Consider the following 20303-nt stretch of genomic DNA (forward strand, 5'->3'; position numbering starts at 1 on the left):
GTGCCGGATGGGGATGTCGGACCGGGTCTCGAAGAGCTGGTCGGCCAGGGTCAGCCAGGTCCCGATCGCGGTGCCGCCGGCCGGGTTGAGCTTGCGCAGGGCCTGCTTGGCCTGCTGGCGGGTGGCGTGGTCGGCGACGGCCAGCTTGCCGTTGCCCGGGTAGACCTCGGTGGCGTTGTGGGTGCCCGCGACCACGGCGAAGGCGACGCCGTCCCGCAGCGCGTCGATCGCGACGGCGGTGGCCTCACGGGCGTTGCGCATCTTCGTCGGCGGGTAGTCCATCGAACCCGAGCAGTCGACCATGACGACCACCGCGGCCTCGGCCCGCGCGCTGTCGGCGGACAGCCGCCCGCCCGAGGTGCCGCCGCCGGTGGCGGTGACGGTCACGATCGCGTTCACCTCGCGAGCGCCGTCCGCCAGGTACTCGTTCTGGAAGATGTCGACGCTGAAACTCGGGTGCGACTTGGACAGAGTGGCCATCGCTGCTCCTGTCGAGCGGTGAGTGAGTAGAGCGGTGAGTGAGCCGGGGGAGAGTGGGCCGGGGGCGAAGTGGGTCGAGGGAGAGTGGGCCGGGCGCGAGGGAGGTGGGCCGGTGCCGGAGTGGCGGTGGGTCAGATGGCGGTGCCGGTGGCTGCGGGGGAGGGCTGGTCCGGCAGCGTCCGGAAGGGCTGGAAGTCGACCAGGGTCGGGGCGGGTTCGATGGCGGGCGGGTCGATCGGCAGGACGGCGACGGTGATGTTGTCGTGTCCGCCGGCCGTGACCGCGAACCTCACCAGCGCCTGGGCGGCCGCCAGCGGGTCGGTCCGGGCGTCGGCGCGGACGAAGAAGGCCAGGTCGGTGGCGGCCTCGGCGTAGTTCCACAGGCCGTCGGTGCAGACCAGCAGGACACCGGGGACGTGCGGGGTGAAGCTGACGGTGTGCGGTTCGAGCTCCTCCGCGTCCGCGCCGAGCCAGCCGGTGATGGCGTGCGCACGAGGGTCCGCGTACGCCTCGGCCTCGCCCATCAGCCCGGCGGCGACCACCCTGGCCGCCCAGGAGTCGTCCTCGGTGAGCCGGTACGGGACGGCGGAGACCCGGTCGTCAGGGATCCAGTACGCCCGGGTGTCGCCGACCCAGCCGATGGTGATCCGTCCGGCGGCCGAGATCGCGCTGACATAGGTGCACGCCGGCGCGTTGAGGCTGCCACCGGGCGTGAGCGGTCCGTCCTGCGCCAGCGCGGAGACGGCGTGCGCGGCCGCCTCGATGGCGCCGCGCATCGCGGCCTCGGGCTCCTCGCCCTGCTCCAGGGCGGTCAGCAGGGACTCCGAGGCGGCGTCGACGGCCGCCGCCGACGCCTCGTCGGGCCGGGCGGAGGAGGAGACGCCGTCGCAGACCACCGCGACCACGGCGGGCTCGCCGCCGGGCAGCGACGTGGCGGCCACGGTGAACGCGTCCTCGTTGCGGTGGTGGCGCAGACCGCGGTCGGTGACCCCGGCGACGCCCGCGAGGGAGCGCTCCTGGTGGTCGCGCGGCCGGGGCTGCACGCCCCCGCAGGACTCGCAGTACCCCTCGACGGTGAGCTCGGCCGAACCGCAGTGCACGCAGCTCGGCGGCGCGGCGGCCTCGGTCCTGGGAGCGGCCTCGGGACTGGCCTCGGGGGCGGGCTCGGGTTCGGGTTCGGGTTCGTTCAGGCTTCGGCCGCAGGCGCCGCAGAAGACGTCCTCCGGTTCCAGCGGCTCGGCACAGCTCGGGCACACGGTCTGCTGCGGCATCGCTCTCACACCCACGTCCGGGGGCGGGCCCGGTTCGCCCGCTCCACCATGTCGATCCTGGTCTCGGCCCGGTCGGACAACCGGGCCAACACTCGGTAGGAGTGTTCCAGAGCGAACCGTAGTTCCCGCTCGCTGGCCGGATGTCCGAGCACCTGAACGGCGGCCTTTCCGCCCTCGCCCGGCAGCCCGGCCAGCACCCAGCCGAGCGCACTGTCCAGCACCTCGACCGCCAGTTCCTCGCGCCGCCGGGCGTCCAGGGCGAGCCCGGACAGCTGCTCGGAGCACTGGACCAGGTCCGGTCCGAGCAGCTCCGCCGCGGCCCGGCCGCGCAGCCGGGCCCGGACGGCGCCGATCCGGGCGGCGGTGAAGTGCGTGGACACCTCGGGCACCGCCTCCAGAGCGCGCACCGCGCCCGGCCGGTCCCCGGCGGCCAGCCGGACCCGGGCCAGGCCGAAGGCGGCGCTGACGTAGGCCCGGTCGGTGCTGCCGACCAGCCGGTAGAATTCGGCCGCGTCCTCGCCCGCGCCGAGCAGTTCGGCGCAGACGGCCAGGCCCAGCTTGGGCGCGGCCTCGCCGGGGAAGGCGTCGTAGACGGCGTCGAAGGCCTCGGCGGCCTCGGCGATCCGGGCCGGGGCGGCAGCCCCGGAGGCGCCGGCGGCCTCAGTGCTCCCGGAGGACCCGGAGGACCGGATCACCAGCGCGGCCAGCCCCCGGTACCAGACGACCCGCCAGTCGTCGGGGTGGTCGGCCTCCAGGGCGCGCAGCGCGGCGTCCACCGCGGGGCCGTCCCGCAGCTCCAGGTGGGCGCGGAGTTCGCGCAGCAGCAGCTCGACCGAGGGGTTCGGCGCGGTGGCCAGCGCGGCCAGGGCCTCGGCGGGCGAACCGGCGACCAGGGTGGCGAGGAAGCCGGCGTTGGGGTCGGCGGGGTCGACGCGGGGGGCGGGCAGGGCCAGTGCGGCGGCCGCCGCATCCAGTGGCTCGGTGGCCAACTCGGTGTCCACCACGCGCAGTTCCGGTCCGAACAGGGTGGAGAGCGCGGGGCGCGGACGCCCGTCCTGCAGGCTCAGCACCTCGCGCAGCACGCCGGTCAGCTGGTCGGCCATCTCCTCGGCGGAGGCGAACCGGCGGGCCGGGTCGGGGTCGGTGGCCCGGACCAGGAAGCGGTAGTACGACTCGTACGTGGCGAACAGCGGGACCTGCTCGGGGTCGGGCAGTTCGTAGCGGTAGCCGGTCGAGTAGCCCTGGAAGTCGAAGGTCAGGACGGCCAGGGTGCGCGCCACGGTGTACAGGTCGGAGGCGGGGGAGGGGCCGTGGGTGGCGATCTCCGGGGCCTGGTAGCCGACGGTGCCGTAGATCGGGCCCTCGTCGTCGAGGCGGCGGACGGCACCCATGTCGATGATCTTGAGTGAGTCCTCGGCCTGTATCACGTTGTCGATCTTGAAGTCGCAGTAGACCAGCCCCCGGCTGTGCAGGTGGCCCAGCGCGGGCAGCGCCTCGAGCGCGTACGCGATGGCCTGTTCGACCGGCAGCGGGTCGCGGCGGCCGTCGGGGCTGCGGCGCTCGTTGGCGATGTCCTTGAGCGACTTGCCGCCGACGTACTCCATCACGATGTAGCCGTCGGTCGAGCCGGAGCGCAGATCGGGGTGCTCGACGAAGTTGATGATGCGGACGATGTTCGGGTGGTCCACCTCGGCCAGGAAGCGGCGTTCGGCGATCGCCACCGCCAAGGCGTCCTCGTCGCCGGTGTCCAGCAGGCCCTTGAGCACCACCCAGCGGTCGCTGACCCGCCGGTCCACGGCCAGGTAGATCCAGCCGAGGCCGCCGTGCGCCAGACAGCCGAGCACCTCGTACTGGCCGCCGACCAGATCGCCGCGCGCCAGCTTGGGCGTGAACGAGTACGGCGTGCCGCACTTGGTGCAGAAGCCCTCGGGACGGCCCGGACGGCCGTTCTTCTCCCGGCCCACCGGGGTGTCGCACTTGCTGCAGAACCGCTTGCGCTCGGGCACCTGGGGGTCGGTCAGTACGGCTGCGGCCGGGTCGGGGCCGGGGACCGGAGGCACCGTCACCAGCCCGGCGCCCAGGTTGCCGCGCCGCGCCGTACCCGCACTGCCGCCCTTGCCGCTGCGCACCGAGAGCGAACGGCCGCTGCCGGTACGGGCGGAGCGGTGCGAGCGGGAGCGGCCCGACATCGACCGGGCCGAACCGGTACTGGTCGAACCGGTGCGGGCGGAGTCCGGCGAACCGGTGCGGGCCGAGGGCAGGTACGGCTGGGTCCGGGCGCCCGTCTCCAGCGGAGCCAGCCCGCACTCGTCGCAGTAGCCGTCCGCGTCGATCGTCCCGGCGCAGTCGCCCCTGGTGCACCGGTTGCCGGGGCCGGAGGTGCCGCCGGGGCCCGTCTGCCCGCTCTGCGCGGCCTGCCCGGTCCGGCCGTTCGGCGCGGCCGCCGCCGGGGCCAGCCCGCACTCGTCGCAGTAGCCGTCGGCATCGATCACGCCCGAACCGGAGCAATCCGGCCGTGCGCACGCCTCGCCCGCCTCACCCATGATTCTCAAGCCCCCCGCTCGTCCTGGTACCCGGTCGCCGATCCGCCAACCGCCGACTCCCCGGCCGGCTGCGCAGCCTCCGGCCGCACCGGCCGCAGTGCCTGCTGGAAGCGGCTCACCGCCTCCGCCGCCGCCCGCAGGTCGCACGGTGCGCTCCACAGCAGCCAGCGGGCCTTCTCGAAGCGCTCGACGACCACTGGGTCCTCGGCCACGCCGAGCCGGGCGGCCATCGCCTTGTACGCCTCCAGCCGTCCGCGCAACTCGGCCCGGAGGGCGAGCGGTTGGGCCACCTCGGTGAGCGACTGCCGGGCCCGGGCGAGCTCCTTGGCGGCGGCGTCCTCCAGCGTGTCCAGCAGCGATGCCAGCCGGTGCCACTGGCCGGACTGCTGGAACTCCACCGCCTGGACGATCCGTTCGCGCAGCGCCGAGGCGGGCCCGGGGACGGCCGGGACCTCGGTCGCGGCGATCTTCGCCAGCACCTCGCCCCGGGCGCGCCGGGCCTCCGCCAGCGTGGCGTCGGCCCGTTGCAGCAGGTCGCCGACCTGCTGGAGCCGCTCGTGGGCCTCGTCGCGCAGCCGGAGCAGGCCCTCCAGTTCGACCCGGATCTCGTCCAGGCCGCGTCCGGCGCGGTCGAAGCGCTCGGTGTCCACCACACCCGAGGCCGGCGCGAACGGGCCCGCGCCGGTGGGGGTGTCGCTGCCGCGCTGCGCGGGCACCCGGACCGGGCGCCAGAGCGCCAGCGGGTCGGCCAGGACCTCGGCCCGCAGCGCCGTCAGCTCCCCGCTGAGCAGGGTCAGGTCGTCGCCGAGCGGGTGCGCGCCGGGCCGGACGCCGACCGAGACGGCGAGCATCTGCACCCGGCCGAGCTCGGCCAGCAGCAGGTCTATCCGGGCGGGCAGCGCGGACCAGACCGCGTCGGCGGCGTTCACCACCTCCAGCACGGTGGCGTACCAGGCGTTCATCCGCTCCATCAGCACGTCCAGGCTGACCCGTTCCACCAGCCGGGCCGGTCCGGGGCCCGCCACGTCCGGCAGTTGGCCGCCGGAGACGGTCACGGCCGCGCCGCCGAGCAGTTCGCTCAGCTCGGCCAGTTCGGCGCTGCCCGGACGGTTGCGGCGGGAGCGGACCGCCCGGGCGGAGGCCAGCGCCTCCGAGTAGCGGTCGAACAGCGCCCAGAGCAGCGTCAGGCCCTGCGCGGCGACGGACCAGCGCTCCTCGGTCCGGCCGCTCAGCGCGGCGCCCTCCAGCAGCCGGCGGCCGGGGTGGTCCTGCAGGGCCAGCAGCGCCGCCTCCACGGCATCGCGCTCCGCGCCGAGCCGCGCCAGTGCGCGGTCCACCTCCTCCCGGTTCATCACCGGGCCAGCAGATCCTGCCAACGCTCCGTCCTTCCTCTGTCCGTACGGTCGTGTCCCGGGTCCGGTCACGGTTCCGGTCCTGTCACTGCTCCGGGCCTGCGATGGCCCGGAGCCTGCCACTATCGCGGATCCGTCACCTGAGGTAGTCCGCCGGGTCGGCACCCATGCTCGCGGCCAGCCAGTGGTCGTAGCTCGCCCGCCAGCCGCCGTTCGCCCGGTAGTCCACCAGCACCTGGTTCACCCGCGCCACCAGGTCGGTGTCCTCCTTCTTCATCGCGATGCCCATGTGGGCGAACGCGATCTGCCCGCCGGCCTGTTCGACCGTCGGGTCCTGCGCGGCCTGGGCGGCCGCGAGCGCCGTGTCGGTCAGCGTGGCGTCCACCTGGCCGAGCTGCATCAGCACCAGGCAGTCGAGTTGGTTCTCCACCACCTTGACGTCGGCAGTGCCGTAAGGGTTCTGCTTGAGCAGCGCCTGCGAGGACGACTGGTCGGCCACGCAGGCGCGCTTGCCCTTGAGCCCCTGCTCAAGGTTGGTGACCTTCGCCGCCCTGGGGACCACCAGCCGTTGGCCGGAGGCGAAGTACGGGGCCGAGAAGGCGACGTCCTGCCACCGCTCGCAGGTGATCGTCATGGTACGGGCGATCAGATCGACCTGGCCGGTCTTGATGGCTTCAATACGCTTGGCCGTCGGGACGGTCCGGAAGGTCACCTTGTCCGGGTCGCCGAGGATCGCCTTGGCCACCGCCCTGGCGAGGTCGATGTCGAAGCCCTCGATCCGGCCGGTCTGCGGGTTCCGGTAGCCCCAGTGGTAGCTGTTCTGGTCCACCCCGACGATCAGTGTGCCGCGCTGCTTGATCTGCCGGACCTTGGGCCCGCTCTCGTTCGGACTCGGCGCCGCCGTACGGTCCTCGCAGCCGCCCGCCAGATCCTGCGCTGACTGCGGCGCGGCCGCCTCGGCCCTGGGCTGCGCCGCCGTGGCCGGACCGACCGCACCCGAGGTGCCCGCGCCGATCAGCCAGGCCGCGAGCACGGCGACGCCCGTCATCCGCGCAGCGCGCGCCGTCGCCGTACGTCGCGGCGCGGTGCGTCCGGTCGCGGTACGGTCCGTCACCTGCCGTGCTGTTGTTGCCGTGCGCATCGTCGGTTCCCCCTCACCGGTACTCGGCCAGTCGGCGGCCCAGGCCCCTGATCACACCGACCGCCGCCAGGACGGCCAGCACCGCGGCACCCGCCGCCACGGCGTCCAGCACCCCGTCGGTGCCCTTCGCGGACCGTGTGAACGCCGTCTGCTCGGCCGTCGCGGCCCGCGCGAGCTGCTGGTCGAGTGCGGTGAAGACGCCCTCCGCGGAGTCGTCGGAAGCCCCGACCGTGGTGCGCAGCGCGGCGTCGTAGTCGCCCTGTTCGTTGCTCTTGGCGGCGGCCTGGTGGCGGCCGTCCCAGGTGGTGAAGAGGTCCAGTGCCCGGGCCAGGGCCGCGTCCGCCTCGCCGGGCGCGCCTGCACGGGCCAGCGCGAGGTTGCCGCCGCCCGTCCGGCTGCCGCCGTCCCCGGCGAGCGGACCGGCCAGCGCGCCGGTGAGCGCGGCCCAGCGCGCGGCGTAGGTGTCGGAGGCGCCCCGGGCGACCAGGTCCATGTTCTCCGCGGTGTGCGACTGGAGCGCCTCGATCCTGGCCTGGTCGAGGGTCCGCAGCGGGACCGCGCCGTGCTCCCGGCTGTCCGTCAGGTCGGACCGGGCGGACAGACTGCCGGTCGCGAGCCAGAGCACTGCGGCCAGTACGGCGGCGGTGGCGCCGAGCAGACCGGGGCTGAACACCCGGTTGGTCCGGCGCAGCAGCAGCACCTGGCACCGGATCAGCGCCGCCAGCGTCAGCCCGCCCAGCACGAGTGCCGCCCACGGGAAGGCGCCGGCGTCCGCGTAGTCGCCGTCCAACTGCGCGGCCTCCACCGCCGCGAGGCGTTCCGCGGCGGGCAGCATGGACTCCTGCATCTGCTTGGAGGCGTACCGCAGATAGGCTCCGCCGAGCGGCAGACCCTGCCGGTTGTCCGCCCCCGCGGTCTCCACCAGGCCCGCGTACTGCGGGAGTTGCCGGTTGAGGGTGGCGACCCACTGCTGGGCGTCGGAGGAGGAGCCGGTCCTGGCGGCGGCCTCGGCGAGCAGCCGGGCGGCGGTGTCGAGATCGGCGCGGTAGCGGTCGCGGACGGCCTGCGGGGCGTCGCCCGCGAGCAGGAACGCGGAGGCGGCGGTGGCGTCGGCGTCGGCGAGCGAGCGGTAGATCTCGGCGGCGTTCTGGCTGAGCGGCTGGCTGTGCGAGACCACCTGGTCCGCTGCACGGGCCCGGCCGGTCGCCTGCCAGGCCGCCAGCGTGCCGAAGGCCAGCACCAGGACGGTCAGCAGGACGGCGGCCGTGCGCAGTCGGCCGGGCGCGGTGTCCGTCGTCCGCCGCAGCAGCGCCAGGCCACGCCGGGGAGTCGGCGGTGCGGGTGCGGGTGCGGGTGTCGTCGCCGGTGTCGGTCGCGGAGTCGGCGCTGGTGACTCCGGTGCCGGTGGTGCTGATCCCGGTCCCGGTCCTGGTGCCGGTCCCGGTGTCGGTCTCGGTGCGACTTCCCCCGCCTGTGCCGGTGTTGCCACCTGCCCCACTCTCCCCCCAAGGGCCGCACCGTCCGCCGGAGCCCGCCCGTTGCCAAGCAGTATGGCCGCAGCTTCGGGCGGCCACACGCGAGTTGCGCGGCTCTTGAGCTTCGACGGACCCCGGCTCCCCGGCTCCGGCCGGTGTCTGTCGGCGCCCGGTGGCGGCGCCTACCATGGACCGCATGCGTCTGCTCGGAACGATCACCCCTGACCGCCCGCTGCTCGTCGTCGCCGTCCAGGAGGAGGCCGTCTACCTCGACGACAGCCTTCCTGTGCTGCTCACCGGCATGGGGAAGATCAACGCGGCTGCCTCGCTGGCCACCGTGCTGGCCCGGGGCGACCTTCCGGCCGAGATCGTCAACCTGGGTACCGCCGGCGCACTCCGTCCGGGCTGGTCCGGTACCCACCAGGTGGCGCAGGTGATCCAGCACGACATTGACACCCCGGTCCTCAAGGCGCTCAGCGGCCGCGTCTACGGCGCACCGATCACCGTCAGCGAGACCGCCGGGCCGACCCTGGCCACCGGCGACCTGTTCGTCTCCGACCCCGAGGCCCGGGACCGCCTGGCCGAGCGCGCCGACCTGGTCGACATGGAGGGTTACGCACTCGCCACCGTCGCCCAGCGGGCGGGCGTCCCGATCCGGCTGATCAAGCACGTCAGCGACGAGGCCAACGAGGGCGCCGCCCGCACCTGGCGGGAGTCGGTGGACAGCTGCGCCAAGATCCTCGCCGAGTGGGTGCGCACCGAGCTCCTCTGACCTGCCCCAGCCGGGGGCACCCGGCCGGCCCCCGGGGCGCGGGCGGCGTACCGGTTCCTCCGGGCCCCGCCCCGGCCCGTCGGGAAATCCGATTGCGGTGCCGGCGGGCGGCTGCTGGAGTCGGGGGCAATGGACAGTGAAGCGGTGCTGGCGGTCTTCGACCAGCAGATGAGGCGGGACGCGGCGGCCGAGAGCCCCGGGGGCGTCGTCGAGCGGGTGGGCGGCGTGGTGCGGCAGGTCGGCGCGGAGCACGAGTGGAACGGCGTGGTCTGGTCGGACCTGGACGAGGACACCGCCGACGCGGCGATCGCGGCGCAGGTACGGCACTTCACCTCGCGGGGCCTGGAGTTCGAGTGGAAGCTCTACTCCCACGACCGTCCCGCCGACCTGGGCGACCGGCTCCGGGCGGCCGGCTTCGTCCCCGAGCCCCCGGAGACGCTGCTGGTGGCCCGGGTGGAGGACCTGCCCGTCGAGGTCCGACTGCCGGACGGCGTCCGGCTGGTACCGGTGACCGACGAGGCCGGCCTCGACCTGGTGACGGCCGTCCACGAGCAGGTCTTCGGCACGGACGGCTCCCGGCTGCGGCAGCGGATGCTCGACCGGCTGACCACGGACCCGGAGTCGCTCTCCGTGGTCCTGGCGATGGCCGGTGAGCAGCCGGTGTGCGCCGCCCGGCTGGAGTTCAACCCCGGGACCGCGTTCGCCGGCCTCTGGGGCGGGGGGACTCTCCCCGAGTGGCGCGGCCGGGGCATCTACCGGGCCATGGTGGCCCATCGGGCCCACATCGCCGCCGAGCGCGGCTACCGCTACCTCCAGGTCGACGCCTCCGACCAGAGCAGCCCGATCCTCCGGCGGCTCGGCTTCGCGGCCCTGAGCACCACCACGCCGTACCTCCACCAGCCGTAGCGCCTGGCCCGGTCGACCGGCCGTAGCGCCCGGCCCGGCCGGGGCGGCCGCCGCACCGCAGCCGTGCTACCCGAGCGCACCCGCCGCCAGGACGGCATCGGTGGTGACCACCTTGGCGAACCGCATGGTGTGCAGCGCCGCAGCGGTGGCACGGGCGAGTTCGGCGGCGGGGATCGACTCGCCGTCCGGGCCCGCCATGTCGAAGGTGTGCATCGCGTCGATCGGGAAGATCACGTCGTAGCCGAGGTTGCCGCCCATCCGCGCGGTGGTCTCGTTGCAGGCGTTGGTCATGATGCCGACCGTCACCAGCTGGGTGGCGCCCCGCTCCTGGAGCCAGGCGTGCAGGTCGGGGGTGCCGTAGAAGGTGCTGTTGACGGTCTTGGTGATGTGGAGGTCGGCCTTGGCGGCGGCCACGAAGGGCTTGAGCTCGTAGCCGGGGGTACCGGGCTCCAGCGGACCGGCCGCCGACTGGTGCTGCGCCACCACGACGGGGCGGCCGGTGGTCTGCCAGAGGTCCAGCAGCTCGGCGATCCGCTGCTCGGCTGCGGGGTTGTCCCGGGGCCCGAAGTGGTCGTACCGCTCGAAGCCCTGCTGGACGTCGATCACGATCAGGACTGCGTCGTCGGCGAGGTGGAGCGGTGCGTCGAAGGCTGCGGTGTTCGTCATGGCTCCATCCTGTGGCCGGGCCTGGAGCCGCGGTGAGTGGCGGGACTGCCGGTGATCGATAGATTTCCGCCATGAGTACTGCTGCCGGTCCCGCCGCAGGTGTCCCCGCCATGCGTACGGTGGGGTGCCTGCTCTTCGACGGTGTACGGGCCTTCGACTACGCCGTGATCGGCGAGGTCTGGGCGAACCGGGCCGGCCGGCCCGGCGTGCCCGCCTTCGACCTGCGGGTCTGCGGGCCGGCGGGCGCACGGGTCCGGCTCGGCGGTGGACTGGAACGGCTGCCCGACCACGGGCTCGCCGCGCTCGCCGGATGCGATCTGGTACTGGTGCCCGGAGTCGAGGATCCGGCCGCCGCGCGGGCCCCCGAGATCCTGGACGCACTGCGCGCCGTGCACGCGCGCGGCGTGCCGATCGCCTCGCTCTGCGCCGGGGCCTTCGTCCTCGCCGAGGCCGGCCTGCTGGACGGCCGGCGCGCCACCACCCACTGGGCGCTGGCCCCCGAACTGGCCCGCCGCCACCCCGCCGTGGAGGTGGATCCCGAGGTGCTGTTCACCGGTGACGGCGAGCTCTGGACCTCCGCCGGGGTCGCCGCCGGGATCGACCTCTGCCTGCACCTGGTCCGCTCGGCCCACGGGCAGCAGGCGGCGGCGACGATCGCCCGCGCGATGGTCACCGCGCCGTTCCGGGCCGGCGGGCAGGCGCAGTTCATCCCCTCGCCCGTACCCGGGGCCGCCCTGGCGGACGACCCGCTGGGGGCGGTCCGTGCCACGGTACTCGGTGCGCTCGGAGTGCCGTGGACGGTCGGACGGTTGGCGAAGCTGGCGACCATGTCCGAGCGCTCCTTCGCCCGGCACTTCACCGCCGCGACCGGGATCCCGCCGCTGCGCTGGCTGCTGGAGCAGCGGGTCCTGGCCGCCCAGCGCCTGCTGGAGGAGACCGACCTGCCGGTGGACGAGATCGCCACCCGCTGCGGTTTCGGCTCGGCGGTCTCGCTCCGCCCCGCCTTCGTCCGCCGGATCGGTGTCGCACCCCGCGACTACCGCCGTACCTTCCGCGGGCGGGACGCCGGTTGAGCCCCCGGTCGCCCCGAGGCACGCTCGGGGCGACCGGGATACCCCCGGGGGCGCGGGGCGGGCTCTTCCGATCGCCCGAGACCCGAGTGCCCGACCGCCCGAGGCGGCGCTCAGGCGAGGCCGGCGGCGCAGGCGGCGATCGGCTGCCGGGCGGCGTAGGCGGTGCGGAGGCGGCGCTGGGCTGCCGGGCCGCCGCCCAGGCCGGTGGCGGCGAGGTGGTCGAGGCCGAGCAGGGCGGAGCCGAGGACGGGCGGGGCGACCACGATCCGGGGCTCGGCCAGCGGGGCGGCGGCGGCCAGCCTGACGGTCAGGTTGTCGATCAGGAGCGGGTGCCGGGCGGCCAGCACCCCGCCGCCGAGCACCACCGGCGTCGCCTCGCCCAGCAGTTCCAGCCGGGTGAGGGCGACCACCGCGAGCCCGGCGATCTCGGCGGCCTGGCGGTCGATCAGGCCGAGCGCGATGGCATCCCCCGTCTCCGCGACCGCGAACAGCACCCGGGAGAGCTCGTGCAGCCGGATCCGTTCCAGCTGCCCGAGGTGGATCGCCTCCGCGACCGCGGTCGCGCTGGGCAGCCCGAAGTGGGCGGCGATGGCGGGGGCCAGTGCGGTGGCGGGCCCGCGCCCGTCCTCGGCGCGGGCGGCGTGCCACATCGACTCGGCGGCCAGCCCGCCGCCCCCGCCCCAGTCGCCGGTGAGCAGGCCGAGGGCCGGGAAGCGCGCGGTGCGGCCGTCGGGCAGCAGTCCGACGCAGTTGATGCCGGCGCCGCAGACCACCGCGACTCCGCGCGGCCCGTCGGTCCCGGCCCGCAGCAGCCCGAAGGTGTCGTTGGCGACGGCGCTGCTCAGCCCCCACGGCTGAGCAGCGAGCGCGGCCTGGAGCTGCTGCTCCTCGACGGGCAGGTCGGCGTTGGCCAGGCAGGCGCTGACCCTGGTGGTGAGAGGCCCGTCGGCGACTCTGAGGCCCGCCTCGGCTGCTGCTGCCCCGACCAGCGGGGCCAGCCCGGCGATGGCCTTCTCGGCGCCGTCCAGTTGCGGCTGGAAGCCGCCGCCCCGCGCCGTTCCGAGCACTGTGCCGTCGGCGCCGACCAGGGCGACGTCGGTCTTGCTGTTGCCGGCGTCGATGGCGAGCACGCCGTGGAGTTGCGCAGTCTGCTGCTGGTCCATCGGTCGGTCCATCAGTCCTCGCTGGTAGGTCCCCCCGGCCCGGTCGGGCCGGGGGGAGTCGGTGTCGGCCGGGACCGGCTCAGGCCCAGCTCAGGTGGGTGCGGTTGTGGGCCAGCAGCCGGTCGGTCAGCCGGTCGGCGAGGTCCAGCTGGCCGACCAGCGGGTGGGCCAGCAGGGCGTCGAACACCCGGTGGCGGCCGCCCTTGAGAGCGGCTTCCAGGGCGAGCTGCTCGTACGCCGTGACGGAGGCGATCAGCCCCGCGTACAGCGGTTCGACGGGGCGCTGCGGCAGCGGTCGTACGCCCTGGGCGTCCACCTCGGCGGGGACCTCGATCACCGCGTCGTCGGGGAGGAAGGGCAGGACGCCGTCGTTGCGGGTGTTGACCACCTGGACGTCGGTGCCGCCGCCGGTGCCGAGCAGGGCGCCGATCAGCTGGACGGCGGCCTCGGAGTAGAACGCGCCGCCGCGCCGGCCGAGCAGCTCGGGCTTGGTGTCCAGCGCCGGGTCGGCGTACATCCGGAGCAACTGCCGTTCGATCTCGGCGACTTCGGCCGCCCGTGAGCCCTTGACCCGGAGCTCCTCGACCACCGCGTCGTGCTGGTAGAAGTAGCGCAGGTAGTACGAGGGCACCACGCCGAGGCGGCGGATCACCGGGAGCGGCAGGCGCAGGTCCTCGGCGATGGACTCGCCGAAGCCGTCCAGGAGTTCGGGCAGCACCTCGCGCCCGGTGGTCGCGCCCGGGGCGTCCAGCAGGGTGACGCCGCGCTCCCAGGTGAGGTGGTTGAGGCCGACGTGGTCGAGCCGGATCAGTTCGGGCGCGACGCCGAGGTGGGCGGCGAACTTGCGCTGGAAGCCGATGGCGACGTTGCAGAGCCCGACGGCCTTGTGCCCGGCGTTCTGCAGGGCGCGGGTGACGATGCCGACCGGGTTGGTGAAGTCGACGATCCAGGCGTCCGGGTTGGTGCGGCGGACCTGTTCGGCGATGTCCAGGACCACGGGCACGGTCCGCAGCGCCTTCGCCAGACCGCCCGCGCCGGTGGTCTCCTGGCCGACGCAGCCGCACTCCAGCGGCCAGGTCTCGTCCTCGTTCCGGGCGGCCTGCCCGCCGACCCGCAGCTGGAGCAGGACGGCGTCCGCCCCGGCGACTCCGGCCGTCACGTCGGTGGTCGTGGTCACCGTCGCGCCGTGCCCCTGCCGGGCGAAGAGCCGGCGGGCCAGGCCGCCGATCAGCTCCAGCCGGTCGGCGGCGGGGTCGACCAGCACCAGCTCGGCGACCGGCAGGGTGTCGCGGAGCCGGGCGAAGCCGTCGACCAGCTCCGGCGTGTAGGTCGAACCGCCGCCCACGATGGCCAGTTTGAGAGACATCAGCCCTTGACCCCTGTCAGTGTCACGCCTTCGATGAAGGCTTTCTGAGCGAAGAAGAACAGCACGATCACCGGTGCCATCACGAGCAGCGTGGCGGCCATGGTGAGGTTCCAGTCGGTGTGGTGGGCGCCCTTGAAGGACTCCAGCCCGTAACTGAGCGTCCAGGCCCCCTCGTTCTCGCTGGCGTAGATCTGCGGGCCGAAGTAGTCGTTCCAGCAGTAGAAGAACTGGAACAGCGCGACCGCCGCGACGGCCGGCCTGGCCATCGGCAGGATCACCCGCAGCAGGGTGCGGAGTTCACCGCAGCCGTCGATCCTGGCGGCCTCCACGTACTCCTTCGGGATGGTCAGCAGGAACTGCCGCAGCAGGAAGATGGAGAAGGCGTCGCCGAACGCCATCGGGATGATCAACGGCCAGAGCGAGCCGGTGAGATGGAGCTGTTTGGCCCAGAACAGGTACATCGGGATGACGGTGACCTGCGGCGGCAGCATCATCATCGAGATCACCGCCATCAGGGCCAGGTTGCGGCCCCGGAAGCGGAACTTGGCCAGCGCGTAGGCCACCGGGAGGCTGGAGACGATGGTCAGCAGGGTGCCGAGGCCGGCGTAGAGGAGGGTGTTGCGCCACCAGCCGAGGAAGCCGGGGGTCTGCCAGACCTTCAGGTAGTTGCCCCACTGCCACTGGTGCGGCCACAGGTCGCCGGTGAGCGCCTGGCGGTCCGACATCACCGAGGTGAGGAAGACGAAGACGAACGGCAGCAGGAAGAACAGGGCTGCCGCGACGGCCACGGAGTGGACGGCCACCCAGTGCAGCACGGCCCTGCGGCGGGCCGCCCCGGCGGCGGCGGTGGTGGTGGAGGGTGAGGCCGTCGTGGGCCGGGTCATGGTGGTCACGGTCATCTCAGTCCTCGCTCGACAGGAAGCCGCTTCGGCGCCGCAGCAGCAGTGAGGTGACGGCCATCGAGATGGCGAACAGGACCAGCGCGGCCACGCAGGCCGAGCCGGTGTCGAAACGCTGGAAGCCGAGGTTGTAGACCATCTGCGGCAGCGTCCAGGTGGAGCCGTGCGGGTAGCCGGGCTCGAACTGCTGGCCCGAGCCGCCGATCACGCCGCTGGCGACCTTCCCGGCGACGATCGCCTGGGTGTAGTACTGCATGGTCTGGATCACCCCGGTGACCACCGCGAACATCACGATCGGCGAGATGTTCGGGTAGGTCACGTAGCGGAACTTCTGCCAGGGGCCCGCGCCGTCCAGCTCGGCGGCCTCGTACTGCTCCTTCGGTACGTCCAGCAGTGCCGCCATGAAGATCACCATCAGGTCGCCGATGCCCCACATCGCCAGCATGGTGAGGGCCGGCTTGGACCAGGACGGGTCGGTGAACCAGCCGGGCTGCGGCAGCCCGAGGTCGCCGAGCAGGTGGTTGACCGGTCCGGTGCCGGGGTTGAGCAGGAAGGCGAAGGCCATCGTGGCGGCCACCGGCGGCGCCAGGTACGGGAGGTAGAAGGCGGTCCGGAAGAAGCCGACGCCGGTCTTCAGCTTGGTGATCAGCAGGCCGATGCCGAGGCCGAAGGCGACCCGCAGGGCGACCATCACGACCACCAGCCAGAGGGTGTTGCGCAGCCCCTGCCAGAAGAAGGGGTAGTGGTTGAAGACGTAGTCCCAGTTCTTCAGGCCGTTGAAGGTCGGGGCGGTGAAGCCGTCGTACCGCATGAAGGAGAAGTAGACGGTGGAGATCAGCGGGTAGGCGAAGAAGAAGCCGAAGCCGATCAGCCAGGGGGAGAGGAAGGCCAGGGTCCGGGCGGTCTCCCGGCGGTGCTTGCGCTTCAGCGCCGCAGGGACGGCCGTGCTGCCGACTGCCACGTCACTTCGCCTGGTCGATGGCGGCGTCGATCTCCTTGGCGGAGGCCGCGAGCCCGGCCGCCAGATCGGACTGCTTGCCGGACTCGTAGGCGTAGCCGAGGTTCTGGATCGAGATCTGGTACGCGCCGCCGTTGATGCTGGCCGGGGTGGTGTCGGAGGCGGGGTTCCTGGCGATGTCGATGAAGGTCCTGAAGTTGGGATCGGCGTCCAGCTTGGGCGAGCCGAGCGCCGCGATGGTGCTGGGCACGTTGTGGATCGCGTTGGCGAATCCGACCACGGCATCGGTGTCGGTGGTCAGGTACTTGACCAGCTCCCAGGACGCGGCCTGCTTCCGGCTGGTCCGGGCGATCCCGATGATGGTGCCGGTCTGGTAGCCGCGCCCGTAGGTGTCGGCCTGGTCGTCCGGCACCGGGAACGGCGCGGTGGCCCAGTCGAAGGAGACCTTGTCCTCGGCGATCGAGGCGGTCCGCCACTCCCCGTCGATGGACATCGCCACCTGCCCGGTCTCGAACGGGTTCTTGGCGCTGTACTCGTCACCGAAACCGCTGCGGTACTTCTCCAGCCGGTCGAAGCCGCCGAGCTTGCCGATCAGGTTCTTCTGCCAGGTGAACATCGCGGCGACCCTGGGGTCGGTGGCGATGTTCGACTTCCCGGCGCCGCCGAAGTAGGACGCGCCGTACTGGCCCAGGTAGCGCGAGGGGGCGGACTCGTAGCCGTGGTAGGTCGGCATGAAGCCGAGCTGCTTGTAGCCGTCCCCGTCGGCGACGGTCAGCTTGACCGCGTCCGCGTCGAACTCGCTGAAGGTCTTCGGCGGCGCGGTGATCCCGGCGGCGGCGAAGGCCGTCTTGTTGTAGTAGAGCCCGTAGGAGTCGCCGAGCAGCGGCAGCGAGCACTGACTGCCCTCGAACTGGCTGTACTTGAGCATCGCGGCGGGGAAGGTCCTGGCCGGGTCTATGCCGTCCTTCTTCAGCAGCGGGTTCAGGTCCGCCCAGACCTTCGCCGAGCAGAACTTGCCGACGTTGTCGGTGCTGAAGGAGGACACCACGTCGGGGGCGTCGGGCCCGCCGGCCCGGAGCGCCTGCTCGCTCTTGTCGTCGGCGATGTCGCCGACCACCTTCACGTGGATGTTGGGGTGCAGCCTCTGGAAGGTGTCGATGTTCGCCTGGATCGCCTTGGTCTCGTTCTCCTGGCTCCAGCCGTGCCAGAAGGTGATGGTCACGTCCTTGCCGGAGGCCGAATCATCCGTACCCCCGGCCGAGTTGGTGCCGGTGCAGGCGGTGGCGAGGAGCGCGAGGACGGCGCTGCCGGTGACGGCGGCGGCCGTGCGGCGGGAGCGGCGCGGGGAGTGCATCGGTCAGTCCTCCTGGGGGTGCGGGGGCAAGGCGGCATCGCCCTTCGGCCCGGGCGCGGGGGGTGGGTGGTGGTGCGGGGGAGCGAACAGCGGGTCAGTGCGTCGTGAAGGCCGTCTCCCGGGCGGCGGCCAGGGCGCGTTGCAGGGCGCCGTGCACGACGGGGGAGTCGGGCACGGTGCTGCAGCGCACCTGCGGGCGGGGGATGGAGATCCGGGCCAGCGCCTCCTGGACCAGGCCGCGCAGCCGCTCGCCGCCCGCGGTCGGGGTGCGGCCGGAGAGCACCAGCAGCTCCGGGTCGACCACGGAGACGATCACGGACAGTCCGAGGGCCAGCCGTTCGGCCAGGGTCCGCAGGAACGCGTCGCCGCCGCCGGGCGTCCGCAGGGCGAGTTCGATGGCCTGTTCGGCGGTCGGCGCGGCGACCCCGTGCTCGGCCGCCAGGGCGAGCACCGCCTCCTCGCCGGCCAGTTCCTGGAACCCGCCGGAGTTCTTCCGGTGGACGTTGTGGACCACCGGGGCGCCGGGGACCGGCATGTAGCCGACCTCGCCCGCGCCGCCGGTGAAGCCCCGGTGCAGCCGCCCGGCCAGCACGATCGCGGCGCCGACGCCCTCGGCGGCCCAGAGCAGCACGAAGTCGTCGCAGCCCTGCGCGGCGCCGGAGGTCTGCTCGGCGACCGCGGCCAGGTTGACGTCGTTCTCGATGCTCACCGTGGTGCCGAGCGACTCCGTCAGTTCGGCCAGCAGCCGGGGGGAGTGCCAGCCGGGCAGGTGCGAGGCGTACCGGAGCCTGCCGGTGACCGGGTCCAGCGCGCCGGGCACGCCGATCACCACCTCGCGCAGGCTGTCCGGCGCCAGCCCGGCCAGCCGGACCGTCTCGGCCACCGCCGCGACCGTCCGCTCCACCGCCTCGGCCGCGGGCCAGCTCCTGGTGGCCACGGTGTGCTCGGCGAGGACGGCGCCGGTGATGTCGGCGACCGCGATCCGCACCCGGGCGGTGTCCACATCGAGACCGGCGACGTACGCGGCGGCCGGGTTGACCCGGTACAGCTGCGCGTTCGGCCCGGGACCGCCCGCCGTGGTGCCCATCGGCTGCACCAGCCGGGCCGACTCGAGCCGGGCCAGCAGCTGGGAGGCGGTGGGCTTGGAGAGCCCGGTCATGGCGCCGATCTGGGTGCGGGAGAGCGGCCCGTGGGCCAGCAGCAGTTCCAGTGCGGCCCGGTCGTTGATCGCGCGGAGCAGGCTCGGGGTGCCGGCCAGCGGAGTCTGCCTGGCCGAAGCGGTGGGGATCTTGTCGTTCACGGCCCGATCCTCCTCTGTCCTCGACGCCCGGTGCTGTGCGGGGTGCGGGAACTAACTGTTAGGAAAGTTTCCAATCACTGAGAGGACCGTAGGTCCCGCCGCCGGAGGGTGTCAATGACCGCGCGGGCGCTGGATGCCGAAGCGTTACCGGAGACGCCGGAGCCCCGTCCACCACCAGGGTGAACGGGGCCCGGTCGCGAGAAGAGGTGGCTCAGTCGAGCGGCAGCGGTATCGGCTTGGCGGCCAGGGAGCGCGCCGAGCTCGGGTCCGCCAGCGCCGAGGGCGCGGCCGAGTCCACCGCGGGGACGGCCACCATGGGCACCGGCTCCTCCTTCAGCTTCACCCCGGCCTCGTCGAAGGCGATCTTCAGCCGCTGCCGCAGCGCCCGGCCGACCTTCGCCGACTCGCCCGGCGACGTCCTGGCCTCGACCCGCAGCACCATCGAGTCGGCGGCCACCGACTCCACGCCCAGCACCTTGGCCCGGCCCCAGATCAGCTCGTCGTACGGGGTCTCCTTGCCCAGCTGCTCGGCGGTCTGTGCGATCAGCTCGGCGACCCGCTCCAGGTCCTCCCGGTAGGCGATCTGGACGTCCACCGAGGCGGTGCTCCAGCCCTGGCTCATATTGGCGATCCGCTTCACCTCGCCGTTGCGGATGTACCAGATCTCGCCGTTGCTCCCGCGCAGCTTGGTGACCCGCAGCCCGACCTCCAGCACGGTACCGGTGGCCACCCCGGTGTCGATCTCGTCCCCGACGCCGTACTGGTCCTCCATGATCATGAAGACCCCGGACAGGAAGTCCGTCACCAGGTTCCGCGCGCCGAAACCGATCGCCACACCGGCGACACCGGCGCTGGCCAGCAGCGGCGCCAGATTCACTCCCAGGGCGGACAGCACCATCAGCGCGGCCGTGCCCAGAATGCTGAACGAGGCCACACTGCGCAGCACCGAGCCGATCGCCTCGGCCCGCTGCTGCCGGCGCTCGGTGTTCACCACCCCGCTGTTGGCCAGCAGCCCGCCGATCCGGCCGAAGTCCGCCTCGTGCTCCCCGTGCCGGATCATCCGCGTTATCAACTGCGTGATCAGCTTGCGGACCATGGCCCGCAGCACCAGTGCCAGGAGCACGATGAAGACGATCCGCAGCGCGCCCTCGACCCAGCTCTGCCAGTTGGCGTCCAGCCAGCTCGCGGCCTGCCGGGTGCTGGTCGAGACCTCGTTCGCGCTGGTCGGCAGCCTGAGGTCGAGCTTGGGCAGCGGGTCGGAGGAGGAAGGGGCACTGGGGATGGCCGCGGGGGAAGCGTCGGCGAGAAGGCCGGTGACACCGGACCGGAACACGTGCGGAGCCTCTTTCCAAACAGGGGTCGGTGGATCGGTCCAGCGTAGCGGCCGGGCGACCCCCGGACGGACGCCCCATCAGGAGCCCGGGGCCGCCGGTGCGGCCGCGACCAGCGGCCTCCCGGTGCATCGGGCCGGGTCGCGGGCATACCGGCTATGACGGAACCCACATCGGACCCGTTACACAGGAGTGGTGGCGCCCTACCACGGCGTAAGGCGACACTGGTGGAGATCGCGTGGCAGAAAACGGC

17 protein-coding genes are annotated in these 20303 nt (G+C 73.3%); 3 read left to right on the forward strand and 14 right to left on the reverse strand.

Going from position 1 to position 20303, the window contains the following annotated elements:
* The 6 genes from UK12_RS19235 to UK12_RS19260 all read right to left on the reverse strand — a co-directional run.
* On the reverse strand, positions 1 to 480 hold a 480-nt coding region (locus tag UK12_RS19235), incomplete at its 3' end, for a VWA domain-containing protein (protein WP_045304277.1).
* Between the two features lie 131 nt (positions 481 to 611).
* Positions 612 to 1751 carry a protein phosphatase 2C domain-containing protein gene (locus tag UK12_RS19240; RefSeq protein WP_063838286.1) on the reverse strand — a complete coding sequence of 380 codons (1140 nt, stop codon included), beginning with the start codon at positions 1749 to 1751 and terminating at the stop codon, positions 612 to 614.
* A gap of 5 nt (positions 1752 to 1756) precedes the next feature.
* Positions 1757 to 4243: a serine/threonine-protein kinase gene (locus UK12_RS19245; protein WP_231591291.1), complete on the reverse strand. Its 2487-nt coding sequence runs from the start codon at positions 4241 to 4243 to the stop codon at positions 1757 to 1759.
* Positions 4244 to 4299: 56 nt separating this feature from the next.
* Positions 4300 to 5670, reverse strand: coding sequence for a hypothetical protein (locus UK12_RS19250; RefSeq protein ID WP_197084991.1), 1371 nt, complete (start codon positions 5668 to 5670; stop codon positions 4300 to 4302).
* 112 nt (positions 5671 to 5782) lie between these two features.
* Positions 5783 to 6760, reverse strand: coding sequence for a glutamate ABC transporter substrate-binding protein (locus tag UK12_RS19255; RefSeq protein ID WP_197084992.1), 978 nt, complete (start codon positions 6758 to 6760; stop codon positions 5783 to 5785).
* 40 nt (positions 6761 to 6800) lie between these two features.
* A complete protein-coding gene (locus UK12_RS19260) occupies positions 6801 to 8027 on the reverse strand; it encodes a hypothetical protein (protein ID WP_052681998.1) in 1227 nt (408 codons plus the stop codon).
* A 431-nt stretch (positions 8028 to 8458) separates the two neighbouring features.
* On the opposite strand from UK12_RS19260, the gene UK12_RS19265 reads away from it, so the two are divergent.
* On the forward strand, positions 8459 to 9034 hold the full coding sequence (locus UK12_RS19265; RefSeq protein WP_197084993.1) for a nucleosidase: 576 nt from the start codon (positions 8459 to 8461) through the stop codon (positions 9032 to 9034).
* Positions 9035 to 9163: 129 nt separating this feature from the next.
* Positions 9164 to 9940, forward strand: coding sequence for a GNAT family N-acetyltransferase (locus tag UK12_RS19270; RefSeq protein ID WP_045304282.1), 777 nt, complete (start codon positions 9164 to 9166; stop codon positions 9938 to 9940).
* Positions 9941 to 10006: 66 nt separating this feature from the next.
* Here the strand turns inward: UK12_RS19270 and UK12_RS19275 are convergent, their stop codons facing one another.
* On the reverse strand, positions 10007 to 10606 hold the full coding sequence (locus tag UK12_RS19275; protein WP_045304283.1) for a cysteine hydrolase family protein: 600 nt from the start codon (positions 10604 to 10606) through the stop codon (positions 10007 to 10009).
* Positions 10607 to 10677: 71 nt separating this feature from the next.
* Here UK12_RS19275 and UK12_RS19280 point away from each other — a divergent pair, with 71 nt between their 5' ends.
* A complete protein-coding gene (locus tag UK12_RS19280; protein WP_082119756.1) occupies positions 10678 to 11679 on the forward strand; it encodes a GlxA family transcriptional regulator in 1002 nt (333 codons plus the stop codon).
* A gap of 110 nt (positions 11680 to 11789) precedes the next feature.
* Here UK12_RS19280 and UK12_RS19285 read toward each other — a convergent pair whose 3' ends face one another.
* The 7 genes from UK12_RS19285 to UK12_RS19315 form a co-directional block, all read right to left on the reverse strand.
* Positions 11790 to 12842, reverse strand: a complete 1053-nt coding sequence (locus tag UK12_RS19285) for an N-acetylglucosamine kinase (protein WP_045304285.1) — start codon at positions 12840 to 12842, stop codon at positions 11790 to 11792.
* A gap of 79 nt (positions 12843 to 12921) precedes the next feature.
* Positions 12922 to 14208 carry a 6-phospho-beta-glucosidase gene (locus tag UK12_RS19290; RefSeq protein WP_045304286.1) on the reverse strand — a complete coding sequence of 429 codons (1287 nt, stop codon included), beginning with the start codon at positions 14206 to 14208 and terminating at the stop codon, positions 12922 to 12924.
* The gene (locus UK12_RS19295; RefSeq protein ID WP_082119757.1) at positions 14208 to 15107 is read right to left on the reverse strand and encodes a carbohydrate ABC transporter permease; all 900 of its coding nucleotides are present in this window, start codon (positions 15105 to 15107) and stop codon (positions 14208 to 14210) included. Before UK12_RS19295 ends, UK12_RS19290 begins: the two co-directional genes overlap by 1 nt.
* A 1-nt stretch (position 15108) precedes the next feature.
* Positions 15109 to 16068: a carbohydrate ABC transporter permease gene (locus UK12_RS19300; protein WP_045304287.1), complete on the reverse strand. Its 960-nt coding sequence runs from the start codon at positions 16066 to 16068 to the stop codon at positions 15109 to 15111.
* A gap of 1 nt (position 16069) precedes the next feature.
* Positions 16070 to 17419: an extracellular solute-binding protein gene (locus UK12_RS19305; RefSeq protein ID WP_045304288.1), complete on the reverse strand. Its 1350-nt coding sequence runs from the start codon at positions 17417 to 17419 to the stop codon at positions 16070 to 16072.
* A gap of 94 nt (positions 17420 to 17513) precedes the next feature.
* Positions 17514 to 18719 (reverse strand): ROK family transcriptional regulator, encoded by a 1206-nt coding sequence (locus UK12_RS19310; protein ID WP_197084994.1) that lies wholly within the window; start codon positions 18717 to 18719, stop codon positions 17514 to 17516.
* 211 nt (positions 18720 to 18930) lie between these two features.
* Positions 18931 to 20052, reverse strand: coding sequence for a mechanosensitive ion channel family protein (locus tag UK12_RS19315; protein WP_231591292.1), 1122 nt, complete (start codon positions 20050 to 20052; stop codon positions 18931 to 18933).
* Positions 20053 to 20303: the final 251 nt, after the last annotated feature.

Source organism: Saccharothrix sp. ST-888, assembly GCF_000955975.1.
In the GTDB taxonomy this organism is placed as follows: domain Bacteria; phylum Actinomycetota; class Actinomycetes; order Streptomycetales; family Streptomycetaceae; genus Kitasatospora.